The following is a 16,233-nucleotide window of genomic DNA, read 5'->3' on the forward strand; positions in this document are numbered from 1 at the left end:
GGCGTTTGCTTGGGAGCCTGTGAGGTCACTGCGAGATCTTGCGGGCTTCCTCGATCTGGTACTCGAAATACCGCTGAAAGCTGAACGCGAGGCTGGCCATCAGCACGGCGGTACCGACCATCAGCGAAACCACGATGGCGCCGATGGTGATCCATTGGGTCCTGCCCGCCGGGGCGTCGGGTGCGGCCGTGGGGTTGTAGCGTGCGTTCCAGGCCTCAGGCGTCTTGAGCGCAAACAGGATGGCCTGCAATGCGCAGCCCGCAATCGTGAAGCCGAGCAGGGGAATCAGCATCCAGCTGTAGTGGTCGTCCTGGCCCAGCTGCTGCACACGCTGGATACCGTAAATGCCCAGCGCCGTCGGGATCGGTAGCAGCCATCCCAGCATGTCGGTAAGCCCGTGCAGGTAGAAACGGTGCAGGCCCAGCGGCCCGCCCACGAAGGCGAGCCAGGCCGCCAGAGTTTTGTTTTTCATGGGGCATTATTCATCGTCGGGTCGCCCCGAGATGAACAAGTGGTCTCCTTTGGAGGGGCTGCAACCCGCGCCGCTGGGGCGCATGGAGGCTGTTTTCATTCCGGCGAAGTGGTATCGCCCGCGCCCAGGGTTTTTTCCATGAGCACGATGTCGCGCCAGGCGCCGAACTTCCAGCCCACCGAACGCATCACGCCCACATCGGTAAAACCCAGTGCCCGGTGCACGCCGATCGATCCCGCGTTGGCCGAATCGCCAATGACGGCCAGCAGCTTGCGCACACCAGCCGCTTCGGCCTGCGTAGCCAGCTCGGCCAGCAGCGTGCGGCCCAGGCCCATGCCACGGGCGCTGTCGGCGACATAGATCGAATCCTCTGCCGAGAAGCGGTAGGCCGGGCGTGGCTTGAACCAGTTGGCATAGGCATAGCCGAGCACCTGGCCGTCTTGCTCGGCCACCAGCCAGGGAAGGCCACGTGCCAGCACATCGGCGCGGCGGCCTGTCATGTCGGCCTCCGATGGGGGGTCGATCTCGAACGTGCCCGTGCCGTGGAGCACGTGGTGTTGGTAAATGGCCGTGATGGCCGGAATATCGCTGTCGGTGCTGGGGCGGATGGTAGGCATTGGAGGAAATGGATATAATCGCGGGCTTTGCAGCGTGTCGCTGGCCGGGTGGCCATGTCGCGTGTCTCAAGCGTTGCGAACACTGTGGCTCAAGGCAAATGTTGCCGGAGTTCACCACCCGAAGGATAAATCATGGTCGTCATTCGACTCTCTCGCGGCGGCTCCAAGGGCCGTCCTTTCTTCAATATCGTCGTTGCTGACAAGCGCGTGCGCCGCGATGGCCGCTTCATCGAGCGCATCGGCTTCTACAACCCCACCGCCAAGGAAACCGAAGAAGGCCTGCGCATCGTGCAAGACCGTCTGACCTATTGGCAGAGCGTGGGCGCCCAGTCCTCGCCCACCGTGGATCGCCTGATCAAGCAAGCCGCCAAGAAGGCTGCTTAAAGCTCCCTGAAAAGGGCGGGTTTCGTCGGCATGCCTGACGGAACCCGCCCTTTTCCTATTCTGGAATCACCGCCATGGCCACCAACCTGACTCTCGAACCCGCAGAGCTGCCCGCCGATGCTATTGAAGTGGGGCGCATTGCCGATGCCTGGGGCGTCAAGGGCTGGTTCAAGGTGCTGTCGCACAGCAGCAGTCCCGAGGCGCTGTTTTCGTCGAAGCGCTGGTACCTGCAGCCCTCGGAGCGCGGCGCCAAGACGTTTGCTGGCACCGTGTTGTTGTCCATCCGCCAGGCCAAGGACCATTCGGACACCGTGGTCGCCTGGGCCCAGGGCATTGATGACCGCGACGCGGCCGAAGCCCTCCGCGGCGCGCGCATCTTTGTGCCACGCTCCAGCTTTCCGTCCACCACAGAAGATGAGTACTACTGGGTCGATCTGATTGGTCTTGAGGTCGTCAACCGCGAAGGCGTGGCGCTGGGGCAGGTGCAGGAGCTGATGTCCACTGGCCCCCAGACCGTGCTGGTGCTGGCCTACGAACAGGACGGCAAGGCGCAGGAGCGCATGATTCCTTTTGTCTCTGCCTTTGTCGACAAGGTGGACTTGGCCGAAAAACGCATCACCGTGGACTGGCAACCCGACTACTGATCGGCACGCACTGACCGCGCCGCGCACCATGCGCTTTGACATTCTCACCCTGTTTCCCGAGCTGTTTGCGCCGTTCCTGGCCAGCGGTGTGACCCGCCGCGCGTATGCCGGCGGCCAAGTCGATGTGCGCCTGTGGAACCCGCGTGACTACGCCGATGGCAATTACCGCCGTGTCGACGACAGGCCCTTTGGCGGTGGGCCGGGAATGGTGATGCTGGCCGAGCCCCTGGCACGGTGCCTTGCGGCCATCCGGGCCGAGCGTGGCGAGGCCGAAGGCAGCCCGGTGCCGCTGGTCCTTTTTTCGCCCATTGGCGAGACGCTGAACCATGCTGCCGTGGAGCGCTGGTCTGCGAGTGCCGGTGCCATCCTTCTGTGCGGGCGCTATGAAGGCATTGACCAGCGTTTTATCGATGCCCATGTCGATCTGCAGATGAGTCTGGGGGATTTTGTGCTGTCGGGTGGCGAAATTGCCGCCATGGCCTTGCTGGACGCCGTGGCGCGCTTGCAGCCCGGCGTGCTCAATGACGAGGGCAGCCACCAGCTCGACAGCTTCAACCCGGCGCTCGATGGCCTGCTCGACTGTCCGCACTACACGCGCCCCGAAGAGTGGGCAGGCCAGCAGGTGCCTGCCGCACTGATGTCCGGCCACCATGCGCAGATCGAGCGTTGGCGGCGTGACCAGCGCTTGGCCACCACGGCCCGGCACCGGCCTGACCTCATCGAGGCAGCGCGCAGAGCAGGGCATCTCGCCTCCGCCGATGAAGCCGTATTGGCCAAGCTTGCCTGAATTGCTATAATCAAAGGCTTTTCGATCCTCTGGCCGGCCGTTTTGACAGGGAGTTCTCCCGCAAAACACTGAGACGTCAATCCCGACGCAGCCATTTTTGGCGCGGACAAGATCGTTGGATATCAAACATGAACCTGATTCAGACCCTGGAAGCGGAAGAAATCGCCCGCTTGAACAAGACCATCCCCGAATTCGCCCCGGGTGACACCGTCATCGTGAGCGTGAACGTGGTGGAAGGTACCCGCAAGCGCGTGCAGGCATACGAAGGCGTGGTGATTGCCAAGCGCAATCGTGGCCTGAACAGCGGCTTCACCGTGCGCAAGATCTCCAGCGGTGAAGGCGTGGAGCGTACGTTCCAGACCTACAGCCCGCTGATCGCCAGCATCGAAGTCAAGCGCCGTGGTGACGTGCGCCGTGCCAAGCTGTACTACCTGCGTGACCGCAGCGGCAAGTCGGCACGTATCAAGGAAAAGCTGCCTGCGCGTGCCAACAAGGTTGCAGCAGCCACCGCCTCATAAGGCGCAGGCTCAACCTGACAAGCCGCTACAGCATCTGCCTGTAGCGGCTTTTTGTTTTTTGGCTATCTCGGCCTCGGCCTCGGCCCTTTTGTGAACCCTTCTTCCAGTCCTGTTGTCTCCTCGGCCATCGCTCCTTTGTCGAGCCTGCCCGACTTTGATCCCCGCCTCGTCCCGGTGGCGGGGGTGGATGCGCACCTGCCTGCAGTGCCTGCGCAGGCCCAGACTCCCGAAGCACTGCGGGCGCGTTTTGTGCACCCGCCGCAGTGGGAGCCTGAGGTACTGCTGGAAAAGAAGTTCATGAACCGCGAGCCGGCCCATGCGTCAGTCCTGATCGCCATCGTGCTGCGCGAGCAACCCATGGTGCTATTGACCGAACGCACGGCCCACCTGTCCACCCATTCGGGGCAGGTGGCTTTCCCGGGTGGACGAGCCGACCCTGGGGATGCCACGCCCGCCGACACGGCCTTGCGCGAGGCTCAGGAAGAGGTGGGGCTTGCGCGGGATTTTGTCGAGGTGCTGGGCACGTTGCCGATCTATGTCACGGGCTCGTCGTTCATCATTACGCCGGTGGTGGCGCTTGTGCAGCCGGACTGCGTGCTCCAGCCCAATCCCTATGAGGTGGCAGATCTCTTTGAGGTGCCGCTTGCTTTTTTGCTCAACCCTGCCAACCACCAGCGCCATGTCTTCGACCGGGATGGTGTACACCGCGAGTGGTTCTCGATGCCCTACCAGGACGGTGGCAAGAATCACTACATCTGGGGCGCGACGGCGGGCATGCTGCGCAATTTCTACCGTTTTATGCAGGCGTAAGCCGGGCTCGCGTGCGATAGGGTGCATGGGGGTAAAGCACCAGTATCATTGCCCCCCATGAGTTTCTTCGCCATCCTGTTCGCTCTGCTGATCGAGCAGGCCCGCCCGCTGGCACGCAGCAATCCCATCCATGCAGGTTTGCGTGCGTGGGCGCTGTCCGTGAGCCGCAATTTTGATGCGGGCAAACCGCACCACGGCTGGGTGGCCTGGAGCCTTGCGGTGCTGGTCCCGGCCCTGGTGACCCTGGCCATCCACTGGCTGCTGCTCTGGGGGCTGGGGTGGCCCTTTGCGGTGCTGTGGAGCGTTGCAGTGCTGTACATCACGCTCGGGTTTCGGCAGTTCAGCCACCACTTCACTGGCATCCGCGATGCGCTCGAGGAGGGCGATGAAGATGCTGCCCGCGAGCGCCTGGCCCACTGGCAGCAGGTGGATGTGGGAGCGCTGCCGCGCAGCGAGATCGTGCGCCATGTGATCGAGTATTCGGTGCTGGCAGCCCACCGGCATGTGTTCGGCGTGCTGGCATGGTTCTCCGTTCTGGCAGCTCTGGGCCTGGGGCCCACAGGTGCCGTGCTGTACCGGTTGGCCGAGTTTGTATCGCGTTACTGGCATTACAAGCAACGCGCGGGTGCCCAGCCTGCCAGTGCCTCGTTGCAGCAAGCCTCTGCCCAGGCATGGACGGCCATCGACTGGCTGCCGGCCCGTCTTACGGCGCTGAGCTTTGCCGTGGTGGGCAGCTTTGAAGAAGCCATTGAGGGCTGGCGATTTCATGCGCAGCGTTTCCCCAATGACAATGATGGTGTGGTGCTGGCTGCCACGGCGGGTGCCATCAATGTGCGTCTGGGTGGCGAGGCGCTCAAGGCACGCACCGAATTGCACACGCCGCAGGGCCTGGAGATTGATGCCGACATGGGTGACAGCGATTCCACTCCGGGCCGCGAGCCTGAGGTGGGCCACCTGCGCAGCGTGGTGGGACTGGTGTGGCGCTCGGTGGTGGTGTGGATGCTGCTGCTGGCGCTGCTTACGTTGGCGCGGTTGCTGGGGTAGAGGCCAGAAGCACCCTTGAGTCGCCTTCGGCGCTGTCCCCCCGGAGGGGGCTCACTCAGTGGCCTGGCAAAGCCAGTTCCACGGATGCGCTGGTGCGATCACGCCGGTGATGTTGGCCGCGTCCGGTTCAATACCGGGTATGGCTCAGTTCTTCAAACAAATCACTATAAATTTTATAGCGTGTTGCGCTGATGCCGCCAGCGCCAGGGCCTGATTTGACTGCATCCAGCACGCCGCAGCCTGGTTCGTGCAGGTGGGTGCAGTTGTAGAACTTGCAGGCTGTCGCATGCGCTGCAATGTCGGGCATGCAGGCTGCCAGTTGCATGGGGGCAATGTGGTGCAGGCCAAACTCCTGAAAGCCCGGTGAATCGATGAGGGCGGTGGTGCGGGCCTTGTCCATCCAGTACCAGTGGGTGCTGGTGGTGGTGTGTTTGCCGGAGTTCAGCGCCTGCGAGATTTCGCCGGTCAGCACGGTAGCACCTGGCACCAGTAGATTGATGAGGGTGCTTTTGCCGGATCCCGAGGGCCCCAGCACCAGTGTGGTCTTGCCCTCAAGGTGCTCCATCAGCAGTGCGCGGTCCACTTCGCTGGAGAGCGCGAGCGACAGCGGCAGCACGCCGTAGTGCTTGCCCGCACCCATGTGTCGGTAGGGCAACAAACGCTCCCAGGCGCGGGCGAAGGGCTCGACCAGATCACTCTTGTTGAGTGCGATGATGGGCTTGATGCCTTCGGCCTCGGCGGCAATCAGGGCGCGGGCGAGCTGGCTTTCCGAGAACACCGGCTCTGCTGCGATCAGGATGAGCACCTGGTCGAGGTTGGCGGCAAATGACTTGGTGCGGATTTCGTCCTGGCGGTAAAAGAGGTTGCGCCGCTCCTTGACCTTCTCGATGGTGCCCTCTTCGCCTTGGCCGGGTGGTGGTGCCTGCCACAGCACATGGTCGCCCACCACGGCCTGGCTCTTCTTGCCGCGTGGATGGCAGATGCGGCGTGCGCCGTCGGGGGTTTCCACCATGCAGTGGCGCCCATGGCTGGCCACCACGGTGCCGTCCATGAGCGCGCTGCGTTCAGCCATGGGAAGGGGGCGTGCGCGGGGTCATGGGGTTACGCCACCAGGGCGTCGAACTGCGTCGCGCACTCAAAATCCGTGGACGAAATGCCATGCACATCGTGCGTGTTCAGGCGCACCACGCAACGGCTGTAGTGCACCGACAGGTCGGGGTGGTGGTCCTGGGCATTGGCGATGAAGGCCAGGGCGTTCACGAACGAGATGGTCTCGTAGTAGTTGGCGAACTGGTAGGTCTTCTCGATGGCCACATCGGCGCCATCGCCGGTCAGGCTCCAGCCTTCGAGTTTGGCCAGGTTTGCTACAACTTCAGTAGCTGTCAGCGCACGGCGTGTCAGCGTTGACCAGTCTTTTTTCTTCAACATGGTAGTCATGGGAGGGAGGGGGTATGCATGCGCGCCAGCCGCTCGGTGGCGGGTGGATGCGAGTAGTAGAACTTCACGTACACCGGGTCGGGTGTGAGCGTGGAGGCATTATCTTCGTACAGCTTGAGCAGGGCGGAAGACAGGTCGGCGCCGCTGGCCTGGGCCACGGCATAAGCGTCTGCCTGGAATTCGTGGCGTCGCGAGAGCTGGGAGAACAGTGGCGAGATGAAAAATGTGAAGACCGGCACCACCAGCATGAAAAGCAGCAGGGCCAACGCATCGTTGGGGGCCGCGGCCATGGCGGGGTCCAGCGAGATGCTGGGCCGCACGCCCAGGCCGGTGTAGAACCACACCTGGTTGGACAGCCAGCCCAGCAGTGCAAAGCCTGCCAGGCTCATGGCGAACAGGGTCACGATGCGCTGGATGATATGGCGGTGCTTGAAATGCCCGAGCTCATGGGCAAGGACCGCCTCGACCTCGCCTGGGGCCAACTGGCGCAGCAGGGTGTCGTAGAACACCACGCGCTTGGCGGCGCCAAAGCCGGTGAAGTACGCATTGGCATGCGCGCTGCGGCGGCTGCCGTCCATCACGAACAGGCCCTTGGCCGAGAAGCCGCAGCGCCGCATCAGCGCCGTGACCCGGGCCTTGAGCGATTCGTCTTCGAGGGGCTGGAACTTGTTGAACAGCGGAGCAATGAAGGTCGGATAGACCACCATCAGCAGCAGGTTGAAACCCATCCAGAAGCACCAGGCCCACAGCCACCACAGCGGACCGGTCGCCCCCATGATCCACAGGATCAGCGCAGCGATAGGCAGACCGATGAGTGCGCCGACCAGCAGGCCCTTGAGCGCATCGGCAACCCAAAGGCGCCAGGTCATCTTGTTGAAACCAAAGCGCTCTTCCACGACGAAGGTCTGGTAGAGCGACAGCGGCAGGTCGATGAGTCCGCTGATGGTGGCAAAGGCAGTCAGCAGCGCCAACTGCTGCCACATTCCGCCGCCCAGGGCGTTGAGCAGGGCCTGGTTCAGCGCGTCCAGCCCGCCCAGCAGCGTCCAGCCCAGCAGCACGGCCGCGCCCAGTGCCATTTCCAGCAAGCCCAGGCGCGCCTTGGTGATCGTGTAGTCTGCGGCTTTCTGGTGCGCCGCCAGCGCGATGCGTTCTGCAAATGGGGTGGGAACTGCGCTGCGGTGCCGCGCGACATGCCGGATCTGGCGCGTAGCGAGCCAGAACTTGAGCACAAGGCCCAGGGAGAGCGCAATGGCAAACGCTAGCGTCAACGCCATGTCGGGAGAGAAAACGTCGGAAGTGGGCATGAGCGGCGAGTTTAGGCCATCGGCGACAATGCGCGCCATGTCAGAAGCCAACAACCCCACCCCTCACGCACTTGCCAAATCCGACCAGAACCTGGTCTGGCTGGACTGCGAAATGACCGGCCTGGAGCCCGATACCGACCGCCTGCTGGAAATTGCCGTCATTGTGACGGGCCCGAGCCTGGAACCCCGCATCGAGGGGCCCGTGTTTGCGATTCACCAGCCCGATGAGCTGCTCAACAAGATGGATGCCTGGAACAAAGGCACCCATGGCCGCAGTGGCCTGATCGACAAGGTGAAAGCCTCGACCGTGACGGAGGAGGAAGCTGAGCAGCAGATCATCGCCTTTCTGAGTCAGTACGTGCCCAAGGGTACGGCGCCTATGTGCGGTAACAGCATCGGCCAGGACCGGCGCTTTCTGGTGCGCTATATGCCCAAGCTCGAGCGCTTCTTTCACTACCGCAACGTGGATGTGAGCACCCTCAAGGAACTGGCAAAGCGGTGGAAACCTGAGGCCTACACCAGCTTCAAGAAGGCGCAGAAGCACACGGCCTTGGCCGATGTGCATGAATCGATTGAAGAGCTGGCACATTACCGCAAGCACCTGCTGTCGGTCTGATTGAACCCGGGGCGTGCTGTGGAGCGCGCTTTTTGTAAGGGACCGATGAAATACCTCAAAAATAGAAGAGGGGTTGCGGGGAAAACCCTATTCATGCCATAATCAGCGGCTGCGCAGGAATCCATTTCTCGCAGATTGTGCATCTCCCCTCACACACCGGGCTTGCCAGCCGACTGCTTTCTGCAGTGCAGGACTAGCGAACAACGCCCACCAGCATCCGCCCAGAGCAATGCAGGTTTCGTTTGATGGTTGATGTTTTTTAACCATTGACGAAGCCACTCGCAGGCTACGCTTGCGATCGTCTTCGTGAGAGAAAATCATGACCGACACCTCTTTGGTGCAGGGCGAATTCGCGCCTGCCGATACTTCCTTTGCTGCCGACGTTTCCGTGCAGTCTTCCCCTCTGGACGCCGTGGTGGCATCTGCTATTGAAGCCGATGTCGCCGTGACCGCCGAACCCAATGGCTTCATCGAGCTGGGTCTGGCCCCTGAACTCGTGCAGGCCGTGGCTGACCTGGGCTATACCCAGCCCACCAGCGTGCAGCTCAAGGCCATTCCCCTGGCCATGGGCGGCGGTAACGATGCCACCAAGTTCATCGACCTGATGGTCTCCAGCCAGACCGGCTCCGGCAAGACTGCTGCCTTCCTGTTGCCCGTGCTGCACACGCTGATCAACCAGCAAGCCGCTGCCGAGGCCGAAGAACGTGCTGCTTTCGAGCGCTCCGTGGCCGAAGCCGCCGAGCGTGGCGAACCCGCTCCCAAGCGCGCCAAGCGCAAGGACCCCACCAGCTCGCGCAATTTCAAGGCCGCCACCCCTGGCGCCCTGATCCTGTGCCCCACGCGTGAACTGGCGCAGCAGGTGGCGCATGACGCCATCGACCTCGTCAAGCATTGCCGTGGCCTGCGCGTGGCCAACGTGGTGGGCGGCATGCCTTATCAGTTGCAGATCGCCAAGCTGCAGAACGCCGACCTGGTGGTGGCCACTCCTGGCCGCCTGCTGGATCTGCAGCGCTCGATGCAGATCAAGCTCGACAAGGTGCAGTTCCTGGTTGTGGACGAAGCCGACCGCATGCTCGACCTGGGCTTCTCGGACGATCTGGCCGAACTGAACCAGCTGACTGCCCAGCGCAAGCAGACCATGATGTTCAGCGCCACGTTCGCACCCCGCATCCAGCAACTCGCCATGCGCGTGATGCACGACGGTGGTTCGTCTGTGCAGAAGGTCACCATCGACTCTCCGCAAGAGAAGCATGCCAACATCAAGCAGATGCTGTACTGGGCCGACAACGCCCAACACAAGCGCAAGATGCTGGACCACTGGCTGCGTGACACCACGATCAACCAGGCCATCGTTTTTGCCAGTACCCAGGTGGAATGTGACGGCTTGGCCAATGACCTGCAGCAGGAAGGCTTCTCGGCCGTGGCACTGCATGGCGCCCTGAGCCAGGGGCTGCGCAATCGCCGTTTGATGGCACTGCGCGCTGGTCAGGTGCAGATTCTGGTGGCGACCGATGTGGCTGCACGCGGCATCGATGTGCCCACGATCACCCACGTGTTCAACTTTGGCCTGCCCATGAAGGCCGAGGACTACACCCACCGCATTGGCCGTACAGGCCGTGCGGGCCGCGATGGCCTGGCCATCACGTTTGCCGAGTTCCGCGATCGCCGCAAGATCTACGACATTGAGTCGTACAGCCGCCAGCAGTTCAAGGCCGAAGTGATTCCAGGCATGGAACCGTCGCAACGTGCCCCCCAGGCACCCCGTGGTGGTGGTGACTTTGCAGGCCGTGGTCGCCCCAGTGGCGGTTATGACCGCGACAGCCGTGATCGCAAGTTTGGCGGACCGGCCCGTGGTGGCAATGACCGTGGCGGATTCGGTGGCGGTTTCGCCGGCCGCGACAACCAGCGTGCGGCCCCCGCCCGTGGCGGTGAGGGTGGTGGTTTTGGTGCCCGCGATGACCGGGGTTTTGCCCCCCGCCGCGATGGTGACAGCTATGGCCGCAAGCCCGGCTTTGGTGACGCAGCAGGCCGTGGCGGTTTTGCCCCCCGCGGTGACGCGGGCGCGCCGCGCGGTGACTTTGCGCCCCGCAAGCCCAGCTTCGCCAAGCCCACTGGCGGTGGCGGCGGCAAGCCCTTTGTGGCCCATGATGCCCGCAAGCGTCCTGCACGCCCGGCACGCTGATTCGTCCGTTGGCCTCGTCTTGTCGAGGTGGTTTTTAAAAGGCTGGTACCGCAAGGTGCTGGCCTTTTTTGTTGTTGTGGGCACCCTGGATCAAGAATATGGAGAGCAGCTCGACAATAATTGCCCAGGGAGGAATCTGCAGTGTCGTCTTCGTTATCTTCCGGTGCAGACTTTGAGCACATGTTTGAGCTGGCGCCTGTATCCCTTTGGCTGGAGGACTACAGCGCCCTGAAGCAGCTTTTTGACAGTTGGCGCGCTGCAGGGGTCGTCGATCTCCGTGCCCACCTTGCGCAGGACCCCACGCGGGTACGGCAATGCAGCGCCGCTCTGAAGGTGATGAAAGTCAATCGCCGCACGCTGGAGCTGTTTGCGGCCGAGAGCCAACAGGTACTTGAAGCGAATCTGGACAAGGTTTTCAGGGATGACATGCACGACGCGGTCTCCCATGAACTGGCGGCGCTGTGGTCCGGGCAGCTTGAGTTCTCGAACCAGACCGTCAACTATGCACTGGATGGCCGGCGTCTTGACGTTCAGATCCGCGCACGCATCCTGCCTGGGTACGAATCCGATTGGAGCCGAGTTCTGCTCTCGTTGGAAGACATCACCGCCCAGGTACGGGGGGCCCGCCAACTTCGGCGCAGCGAACAATATGCACGGGATTTGTTCGAGCATTCACCGGTCTCACTGTGGGTCGAGGATTTCAGCGCCGTGAAGAGCCTGCTCGACGGCGTTCGCGCGCAGGGCATTGACGACTTCAAGACATTCATCACGGTGCATCCCGAATTCGTCACGCGCTGCATGCAGGAGATCCGCGTGATCGATGTCAACCAGCAGACGCTGCGCATGTTCGGCGCCTCTAGCAAGGAGATGCTCCTCAATAACATCGGACGGGTATTTCGGGGCGAGATGCACGAGTCCTTCGCTGACCAGTTGCTGGACCTGTGGGAGGGCAAGACCTTCCAGCAGCGCGAAGTGGTCAACTACGCGTTGTCGGGTGATGCGGTGCATATTCACATGCAGTTCTCGGTGCTGGCAGACCACCTGGCGGACTGGGGTTTGGTGCTGCTGTCATTGGTGGACATTACCGCGCGCAAGAAAGCGGAGGCGTACCTGGAATACCTTGGCAAGCATGATGTCTTGACCCAGCTCCGCAACCGGGCCTTTTATGCCGAAGAACTCAACCGTGTCACCCGCAAGGGACCCTGGCCTTTGTCCATCATTGCGATTGACCTGAACGGACTCAAGGTCGTGAACGATGAGCAGGGCCATGCTGCGGGCGATTCCATGCTGCGCAGGGTGGGCGAAGTGCTGGCCAAGGCCGTGGACCCACCTGCCTGCGCTGCCCGCATTGGTGGAGATGAGTTCACGGTGTTGCTGCCGGGCATGGACGAACGCAGCGCCTTTGCGCTGCAGGATCGCATCCTCTCCATGCTCGATTTGAACAACCAGTTCTATCCAGGCCAGCCGATCAGCCTGGCCATGGGCGTGGCCTCCTGCCGTTCGGGAGATATGGTGGAGGCAACCATCCATCGCGCCGACCAGGCCATGTATGCTGAAAAGATCCGGTACTACCAGGACAGGGGTGTGGACAGGCGGCAAGTCCCATAGAAGCCGCCACCGGATGCACCGAAGCTGAGGCGGTATGCAATGTGGGGCATGGCTGAAAACTCAGCCCGCGTGCACCGCATAGCCATACAGCCGCTCGGGAGGCACTCGGGCCAGCAAGCTGCGGTCCGAGGCCGGGCCCGTGATGGCATAGGCGGCCTGCGAGGTATCACGGTGCAGCGTGGTGGTGACACCCTTGCCTTGTGAGTCCGTCACAGCGGCGACCAGTGGGGTGCGCGCTTCCGAGCCGCGGCGCATCACCACCCCCATTTCTCCAGATGCCATTTGCACGAAATCGCCGGGAGGGTAAATGCCCAGCACCTTGATGATCGCCATGGAAAATGGCCCCCCCTTGTCATCCCGGAACATCAGCCGGGCGGCGTCCTGGATCGAGAGCGGCTGCCGCAGTTGCCGAGGGCTGATACGTGCCATGAACAGGTCCGCCATGCGCAGTACCTGAGCAGCGTCGCTCACCGATGAGATAGCTTGTGGGTACCCTGTGCCGTCTGTCTGTTCGTGGTGTTGCATCACCGTGGTGAGCCATTCTGTGTCCGTGACGCCCGCTTTCTCCAGAATGGCGACACTGAGTGCGGGATGCGCCCTGATTTGCGCGCGCTGCCGGTCCAAGGCGGGGTAGTCTTGCGCCGCCATCTGCCCCTGCAGCTCGGCAATGCTTGCGTTCATCGTCAGCGCAGCCAGAGTGAGTAGCCGTGCACGCGCGGCGGTCCATCCAAGCTGTCGTGCCATCAATATGCTGAGTAGCGCGGTGTAGACCGCGTGGCTGTATCCGTAGCGCAGATGTTTGGCCTGATCCTGCCGAATTGCCATGAACAAGCCGATATCGGCATCCTTTTCGGCAAGCTCCAGAATTTCATCGGTCAGCGCGTATATGGCGTCGAGACCATCGGAGGTATCTCCAAGTCGGGGCAGCGCTGTTTCCAACGCGTCGATGGAGAGTGTCCAGCGGGTATAGAGGCTTTCCAGCGGCTTGGCTGGCGGGGCCTCCAATGCCTCCACCGCCTTGAACTCTTCGACATCGACAAACATGCCACGTTCCAGCAGTGCTTCCAGCTGGGCATCGCTACGGATCACGTGTCCGCGTGCCAGCAGCAGCGTGCAGTCCTGGTTGCGCACATTCCAGGGCAACGGGACTCCCACCCGTATTTTGGATTCAACCAATTTCAAGAGTTGCATGGTTGTCCTCAGGCACCTAGAGCCTCCCTCTCTCGCGTGCACACGCTTGTGCCGGGAGTGGGAGGGAAGCCCCATTGTTGCAGCATGCATGGTGATTCACAACACATGCGGGTCAATCGGGCGCGGCGATCCGGCCCACATCCGGCCAGCGATGGTGCAGATAGATCCATGCTGCCATGCCCACGCACATCATGAGCAGCGACGCCAGGGCCAGAAAGACGGTCGAGTGCATGACCAGCGGAACCAGCACGCCTGCAACAAGACCATTGGCGGTAGAGCCCACAAACGCCTGCATGGACGATGCCATGCCACGGCGCTCGGGGTGGAGGTCCAACACCAGCAAGGTCACGACAGGCACCATCAGTGCCCAGCCGAACGCGAAGATGGCAATCGGTGCAAGTGACCATGCCGCGTGCGCCGGGAGGAGCAGGTTTGCTCCAAGGTTGAAGACAGCTACCGTGAACATGATCACAAAGCCGTGCCGTATTTGTCGTTTTGGCGCGATCTTTCCGGCCAGGCGCCCGCTGAGCCAGGCACCGCCCATGATGCCGGAAATGGTCAGTAAAAAGAACCAGAAGAACTGCGTGGGGGCCAGCGCGAGGTGTTCGCCCAGGAAGGCTGGCGCTGCCAGCACGTAAAGAAACATCCCGTTGAAGGGAACCCCGCTGGCGAGCGCCAGCAGCACAAAACGCGGGCTGGACCCTAGCTGCCAGTACCCCCGCATCAGATGCGGAATGTTGAACGGCTGGCGATGTTCGGCCTGCAGTGTTTCGGGCAGGAGCCTGAAGTTCGCGACCCAAAGTGCAACGCCCACAAAGGTCAGAAACCAGAAGATGCTGTGCCAGCCCGCATGCACAAACAACCAGCCGCCCACGATGGGTGCGATGGCCGGGGCTACGCCAAAGTAAATCGTGACCTGGCTCATCACCTGCTGCGCGCGCGCCGGTGGAAACATGTCGCGGATGACCGCACGCGACACCACGATCCCCGCCCCGGTGGACAGTCCCTGCAGTGCCCTGAACGTTATGAGCTGGCCGATGCTTTGCGAAAGCGCGCAACCTGCCGAGGCCAGCGTGAACATGGCAATCCCGCACAAGACAACCGGCCGCCGACCAAAACTGTCCGCGAGTGCCCCGTGGAAGAGGTTCATGAACGCAAAACCAAAGAGATACGCCGACAGGGTCTGCTGCATCTCCACCGGGGTGGCGCCCAGGGCGGTGGCAATCCCTGTGAAGGCAGGGATGTAGGTATCAATGGAGAAGGGCCCCAGCATGCCCAGCACGGCCAGGAGGGCGGCCAGGGCCCATTGGGGGGCGCGCCAGAGTGTGTGGGCGTTGGGATTCATCAGTGAGGCGATGGGGTGCTGCGGCGAGAGATGGCGGAGGCGTGGGGCAGAGGCTGGTGGCCGTTGTGACAGGAGCCTTCAGGGCTTGGTTTTTTGGGGTATCAGTTGGCCCCCGGATGCAAATCGGAACCAGCCTTCCATCCAGCCCAGGCCGAACAGCGCGAGGGTCTGCTCATAGTACGCCGTGGGGCGAATGGGGCTTGCGGCCAGGCGGCTGCGCTGTGCTTGCAGTGCGGTGTTTTCCCCTTGCGCTTGCAGGAAAGGCAGCATGGCTGCCGTGAAACCCGCGGGCCCAGGGCCGGAGCCCTGCCCGGTCAGTACATCAATGGACTCAGGCGGGTGGCCCTGCTCCCGAACATACCTTGCCATGGGGCCCAATGCAGCCAGCAAGGATTTGCGGCCGGGGGCGGCAGGGTTCAGCATGCCGGCCCACAGGTAAACGCGAATGGCGTTGTAGGTGCCTTGGCCCTTTTCTTTGCCTTTTTCGTCAATGAGAAAACCTTGCCGTGCGTCGTACAAGATCCAGTCAGGGGTATAGCCTTTGGGGGATGATCCCACCATGATTTTCTCAGAGCTTTGGGCCAGTTGTTTCCAGGCGGCCTGAGGGTAAAGCGTGGCCAGCCGCTGCATGACCTGCAAGGGTAAGTAGCTGGGATTGAGTTTCCACCGGCCTTCGCTCTCTACAAAACCGTGCGGTGCTGGCAGCAGGCTCAGGCCCAGACCTGGGAGGTCTGCGGTTTCTTCGGCAATGATCCGCGCAGCCAGGCGGACTCCCAATGCGTGGTATTGCGGTGCTTTCCATAAACGGGCGGCTTCGCCCAGAGCATAGGCAATCCAGAGGTCTGCATCAGATGCTGCGTTGCTGTCGAGGATGCCCCAGGAGCCATCCGGCCGGCGCCCCCACAGCCATGCGGGCAGACGTGTGCCCAGGTCTCCGCCGCTCAGGTTGTTTTCGGTCCAGCGTAGGAGGGTATCGAAACCCTTGCGATCATTGGCCACCAGGGCAAAGAAAAGCCCGTAGGCCTGGCCTTCAGAGTAAGTACGTCCTCCTTCCCCATCGTCCGAGACGACCCGGCCTTCTTCGCTGGTGAATTGCGCCTTGAAGGCGTCCCAAGCAGGCCAGTTGCCTCCACGGGCCAGTCCGGCCGGCGCACGTGTTTGTGCCTGCGCGCGTGGCAGCACGCAGGGTGCGATCAGACCCAGTCCTGTGAGAAGGGCCGTTCGCCGTAAGAGCGATGCAGTCATGTTGGGAGAATTCTTGTTTCTCGAGGGCA

The 16,233-nt window shown here is 62.3% G+C and carries 17 protein-coding genes; 9 read left to right on the forward strand and 8 right to left on the reverse strand.

The genetic code is table 11. The features are described 5' to 3' along the window. Window positions 1–25 precede the first annotated feature (25 nt). Window positions 26–472, reverse strand: a complete 447-nt coding sequence (locus tag ARADN35_RS0114885) for a TM2 domain-containing protein (protein WP_010463502.1) — start codon at window positions 470–472, stop codon at window positions 26–28. Between the two features lie 95 nt (window positions 473–567). Further along, window positions 568–1,089, reverse strand: coding sequence for a GNAT family N-acetyltransferase (locus ARADN35_RS0114890; protein ID WP_010463503.1), 522 nt, complete (start codon window positions 1,087–1,089; stop codon window positions 568–570). Between the two features lie 132 nt (window positions 1,090–1,221). Between ARADN35_RS0114890 and rpsP the strand changes: the two genes are divergently transcribed. The 6 genes from rpsP (at window position 1,222) to ARADN35_RS0114920 (ending at window position 5,276) form a co-directional block, all read left to right on the forward strand. Continuing rightward, a complete protein-coding gene (rpsP, locus tag ARADN35_RS0114895) occupies window positions 1,222–1,473 on the forward strand; it encodes a 30S ribosomal protein S16 (RefSeq protein ID WP_010463504.1) in 252 nt (83 codons plus the stop codon). Window positions 1,474–1,547: 74 nt separating this feature from the next. After that, entirely contained in the window at window positions 1,548–2,117 is a 570-nt protein-coding gene (gene rimM, locus ARADN35_RS0114900; RefSeq protein WP_010463506.1) for a ribosome maturation factor RimM, read from the forward strand. A gap of 28 nt (window positions 2,118–2,145) precedes the next feature. Next, window positions 2,146–2,904 (forward strand): tRNA (guanosine(37)-N1)-methyltransferase TrmD, encoded by a 759-nt coding sequence (gene trmD, locus ARADN35_RS0114905; RefSeq protein WP_010463508.1) that lies wholly within the window; start codon window positions 2,146–2,148, stop codon window positions 2,902–2,904. 128 nt (window positions 2,905–3,032) lie between these two features. Then, a complete protein-coding gene (gene rplS, locus ARADN35_RS0114910) occupies window positions 3,033–3,422 on the forward strand; it encodes a 50S ribosomal protein L19 (RefSeq protein WP_010463510.1) in 390 nt (129 codons plus the stop codon). A gap of 90 nt (window positions 3,423–3,512) precedes the next feature. After that, the gene (locus tag ARADN35_RS0114915) at window positions 3,513–4,232 is read left to right on the forward strand and encodes a CoA pyrophosphatase (protein WP_029414045.1); all 720 of its coding nucleotides are present in this window, start codon (window positions 3,513–3,515) and stop codon (window positions 4,230–4,232) included. Between the two features lie 57 nt (window positions 4,233–4,289). Continuing rightward, window positions 4,290–5,276 (forward strand): CobD/CbiB family protein, encoded by a 987-nt coding sequence (locus ARADN35_RS0114920; RefSeq protein WP_010463513.1) that lies wholly within the window; start codon window positions 4,290–4,292, stop codon window positions 5,274–5,276. 127 nt (window positions 5,277–5,403) lie between these two features. On the opposite strand, the gene rsgA is transcribed toward ARADN35_RS0114920, so the two are convergent. From rsgA to ARADN35_RS0114935, 3 genes are read right to left on the reverse strand one after another with little or no spacing between them, the layout of a single operon-like run. Next, window positions 5,404–6,348, reverse strand: coding sequence for a ribosome small subunit-dependent GTPase A (gene rsgA / locus ARADN35_RS0114925; protein ID WP_010463515.1), 945 nt, complete (start codon window positions 6,346–6,348; stop codon window positions 5,404–5,406). A 29-nt stretch (window positions 6,349–6,377) separates the two neighbouring features. Next, entirely contained in the window at window positions 6,378–6,713 is a 336-nt protein-coding gene (locus tag ARADN35_RS0114930) for a 4a-hydroxytetrahydrobiopterin dehydratase (protein ID WP_010463517.1), read from the reverse strand. After that, entirely contained in the window at window positions 6,710–8,017 is a 1,308-nt protein-coding gene (locus tag ARADN35_RS0114935; RefSeq protein WP_029414046.1) for a M48 family metallopeptidase, read from the reverse strand. Before ARADN35_RS0114935 ends, ARADN35_RS0114930 begins: the two co-directional genes overlap by 4 nt. A gap of 37 nt (window positions 8,018–8,054) precedes the next feature. Here ARADN35_RS0114935 and orn point away from each other — a divergent pair, with 37 nt between their 5' ends. From orn to ARADN35_RS0114950, 3 genes are all read left to right on the forward strand, one after another. Further along, entirely contained in the window at window positions 8,055–8,633 is a 579-nt protein-coding gene (gene orn, locus ARADN35_RS0114940; protein WP_010463521.1) for an oligoribonuclease, read from the forward strand. Window positions 8,634–8,952: 319 nt separating this feature from the next. Beyond that, on the forward strand, window positions 8,953–10,815 hold the full coding sequence (locus ARADN35_RS0114945) for a DEAD/DEAH box helicase (RefSeq protein ID WP_010463522.1): 1,863 nt from the start codon (window positions 8,953–8,955) through the stop codon (window positions 10,813–10,815). A gap of 141 nt (window positions 10,816–10,956) precedes the next feature. Next, a complete protein-coding gene (locus ARADN35_RS0114950; protein ID WP_029414047.1) occupies window positions 10,957–12,423 on the forward strand; it encodes a sensor domain-containing diguanylate cyclase in 1,467 nt (488 codons plus the stop codon). Between the two features lie 60 nt (window positions 12,424–12,483). Here the strand turns inward: ARADN35_RS0114950 and ARADN35_RS26425 are convergent, their stop codons facing one another. The 3 genes from ARADN35_RS26425 to bcsZ all read right to left on the reverse strand — a co-directional run bounded on the left by ARADN35_RS26425 (window position 12,484) and on the right by bcsZ (window position 16,204). Beyond that, window positions 12,484–13,614 carry an HD-GYP domain-containing protein gene (locus ARADN35_RS26425; RefSeq protein ID WP_081474642.1) on the reverse strand — a complete coding sequence of 377 codons (1,131 nt, stop codon included), beginning with the start codon at window positions 13,612–13,614 and terminating at the stop codon, window positions 12,484–12,486. 112 nt (window positions 13,615–13,726) lie between these two features. Then, window positions 13,727–14,959 carry a multidrug effflux MFS transporter gene (locus tag ARADN35_RS0114965; RefSeq protein WP_010463526.1) on the reverse strand — a complete coding sequence of 411 codons (1,233 nt, stop codon included), beginning with the start codon at window positions 14,957–14,959 and terminating at the stop codon, window positions 13,727–13,729. Between the two features lie 78 nt (window positions 14,960–15,037). Next, the gene (gene bcsZ, locus ARADN35_RS0114970; RefSeq protein WP_029414048.1) at window positions 15,038–16,204 is read right to left on the reverse strand and encodes a cellulose synthase complex periplasmic endoglucanase BcsZ; all 1,167 of its coding nucleotides are present in this window, start codon (window positions 16,202–16,204) and stop codon (window positions 15,038–15,040) included. Between the last annotated feature and the right edge of the window lie 29 nt (window positions 16,205–16,233).

It is taken from the genome of Acidovorax radicis N35, assembly GCF_000204195.1.
Classification (GTDB): domain Bacteria; phylum Pseudomonadota; class Gammaproteobacteria; order Burkholderiales; family Burkholderiaceae_C; genus Acidovorax; species Acidovorax radicis.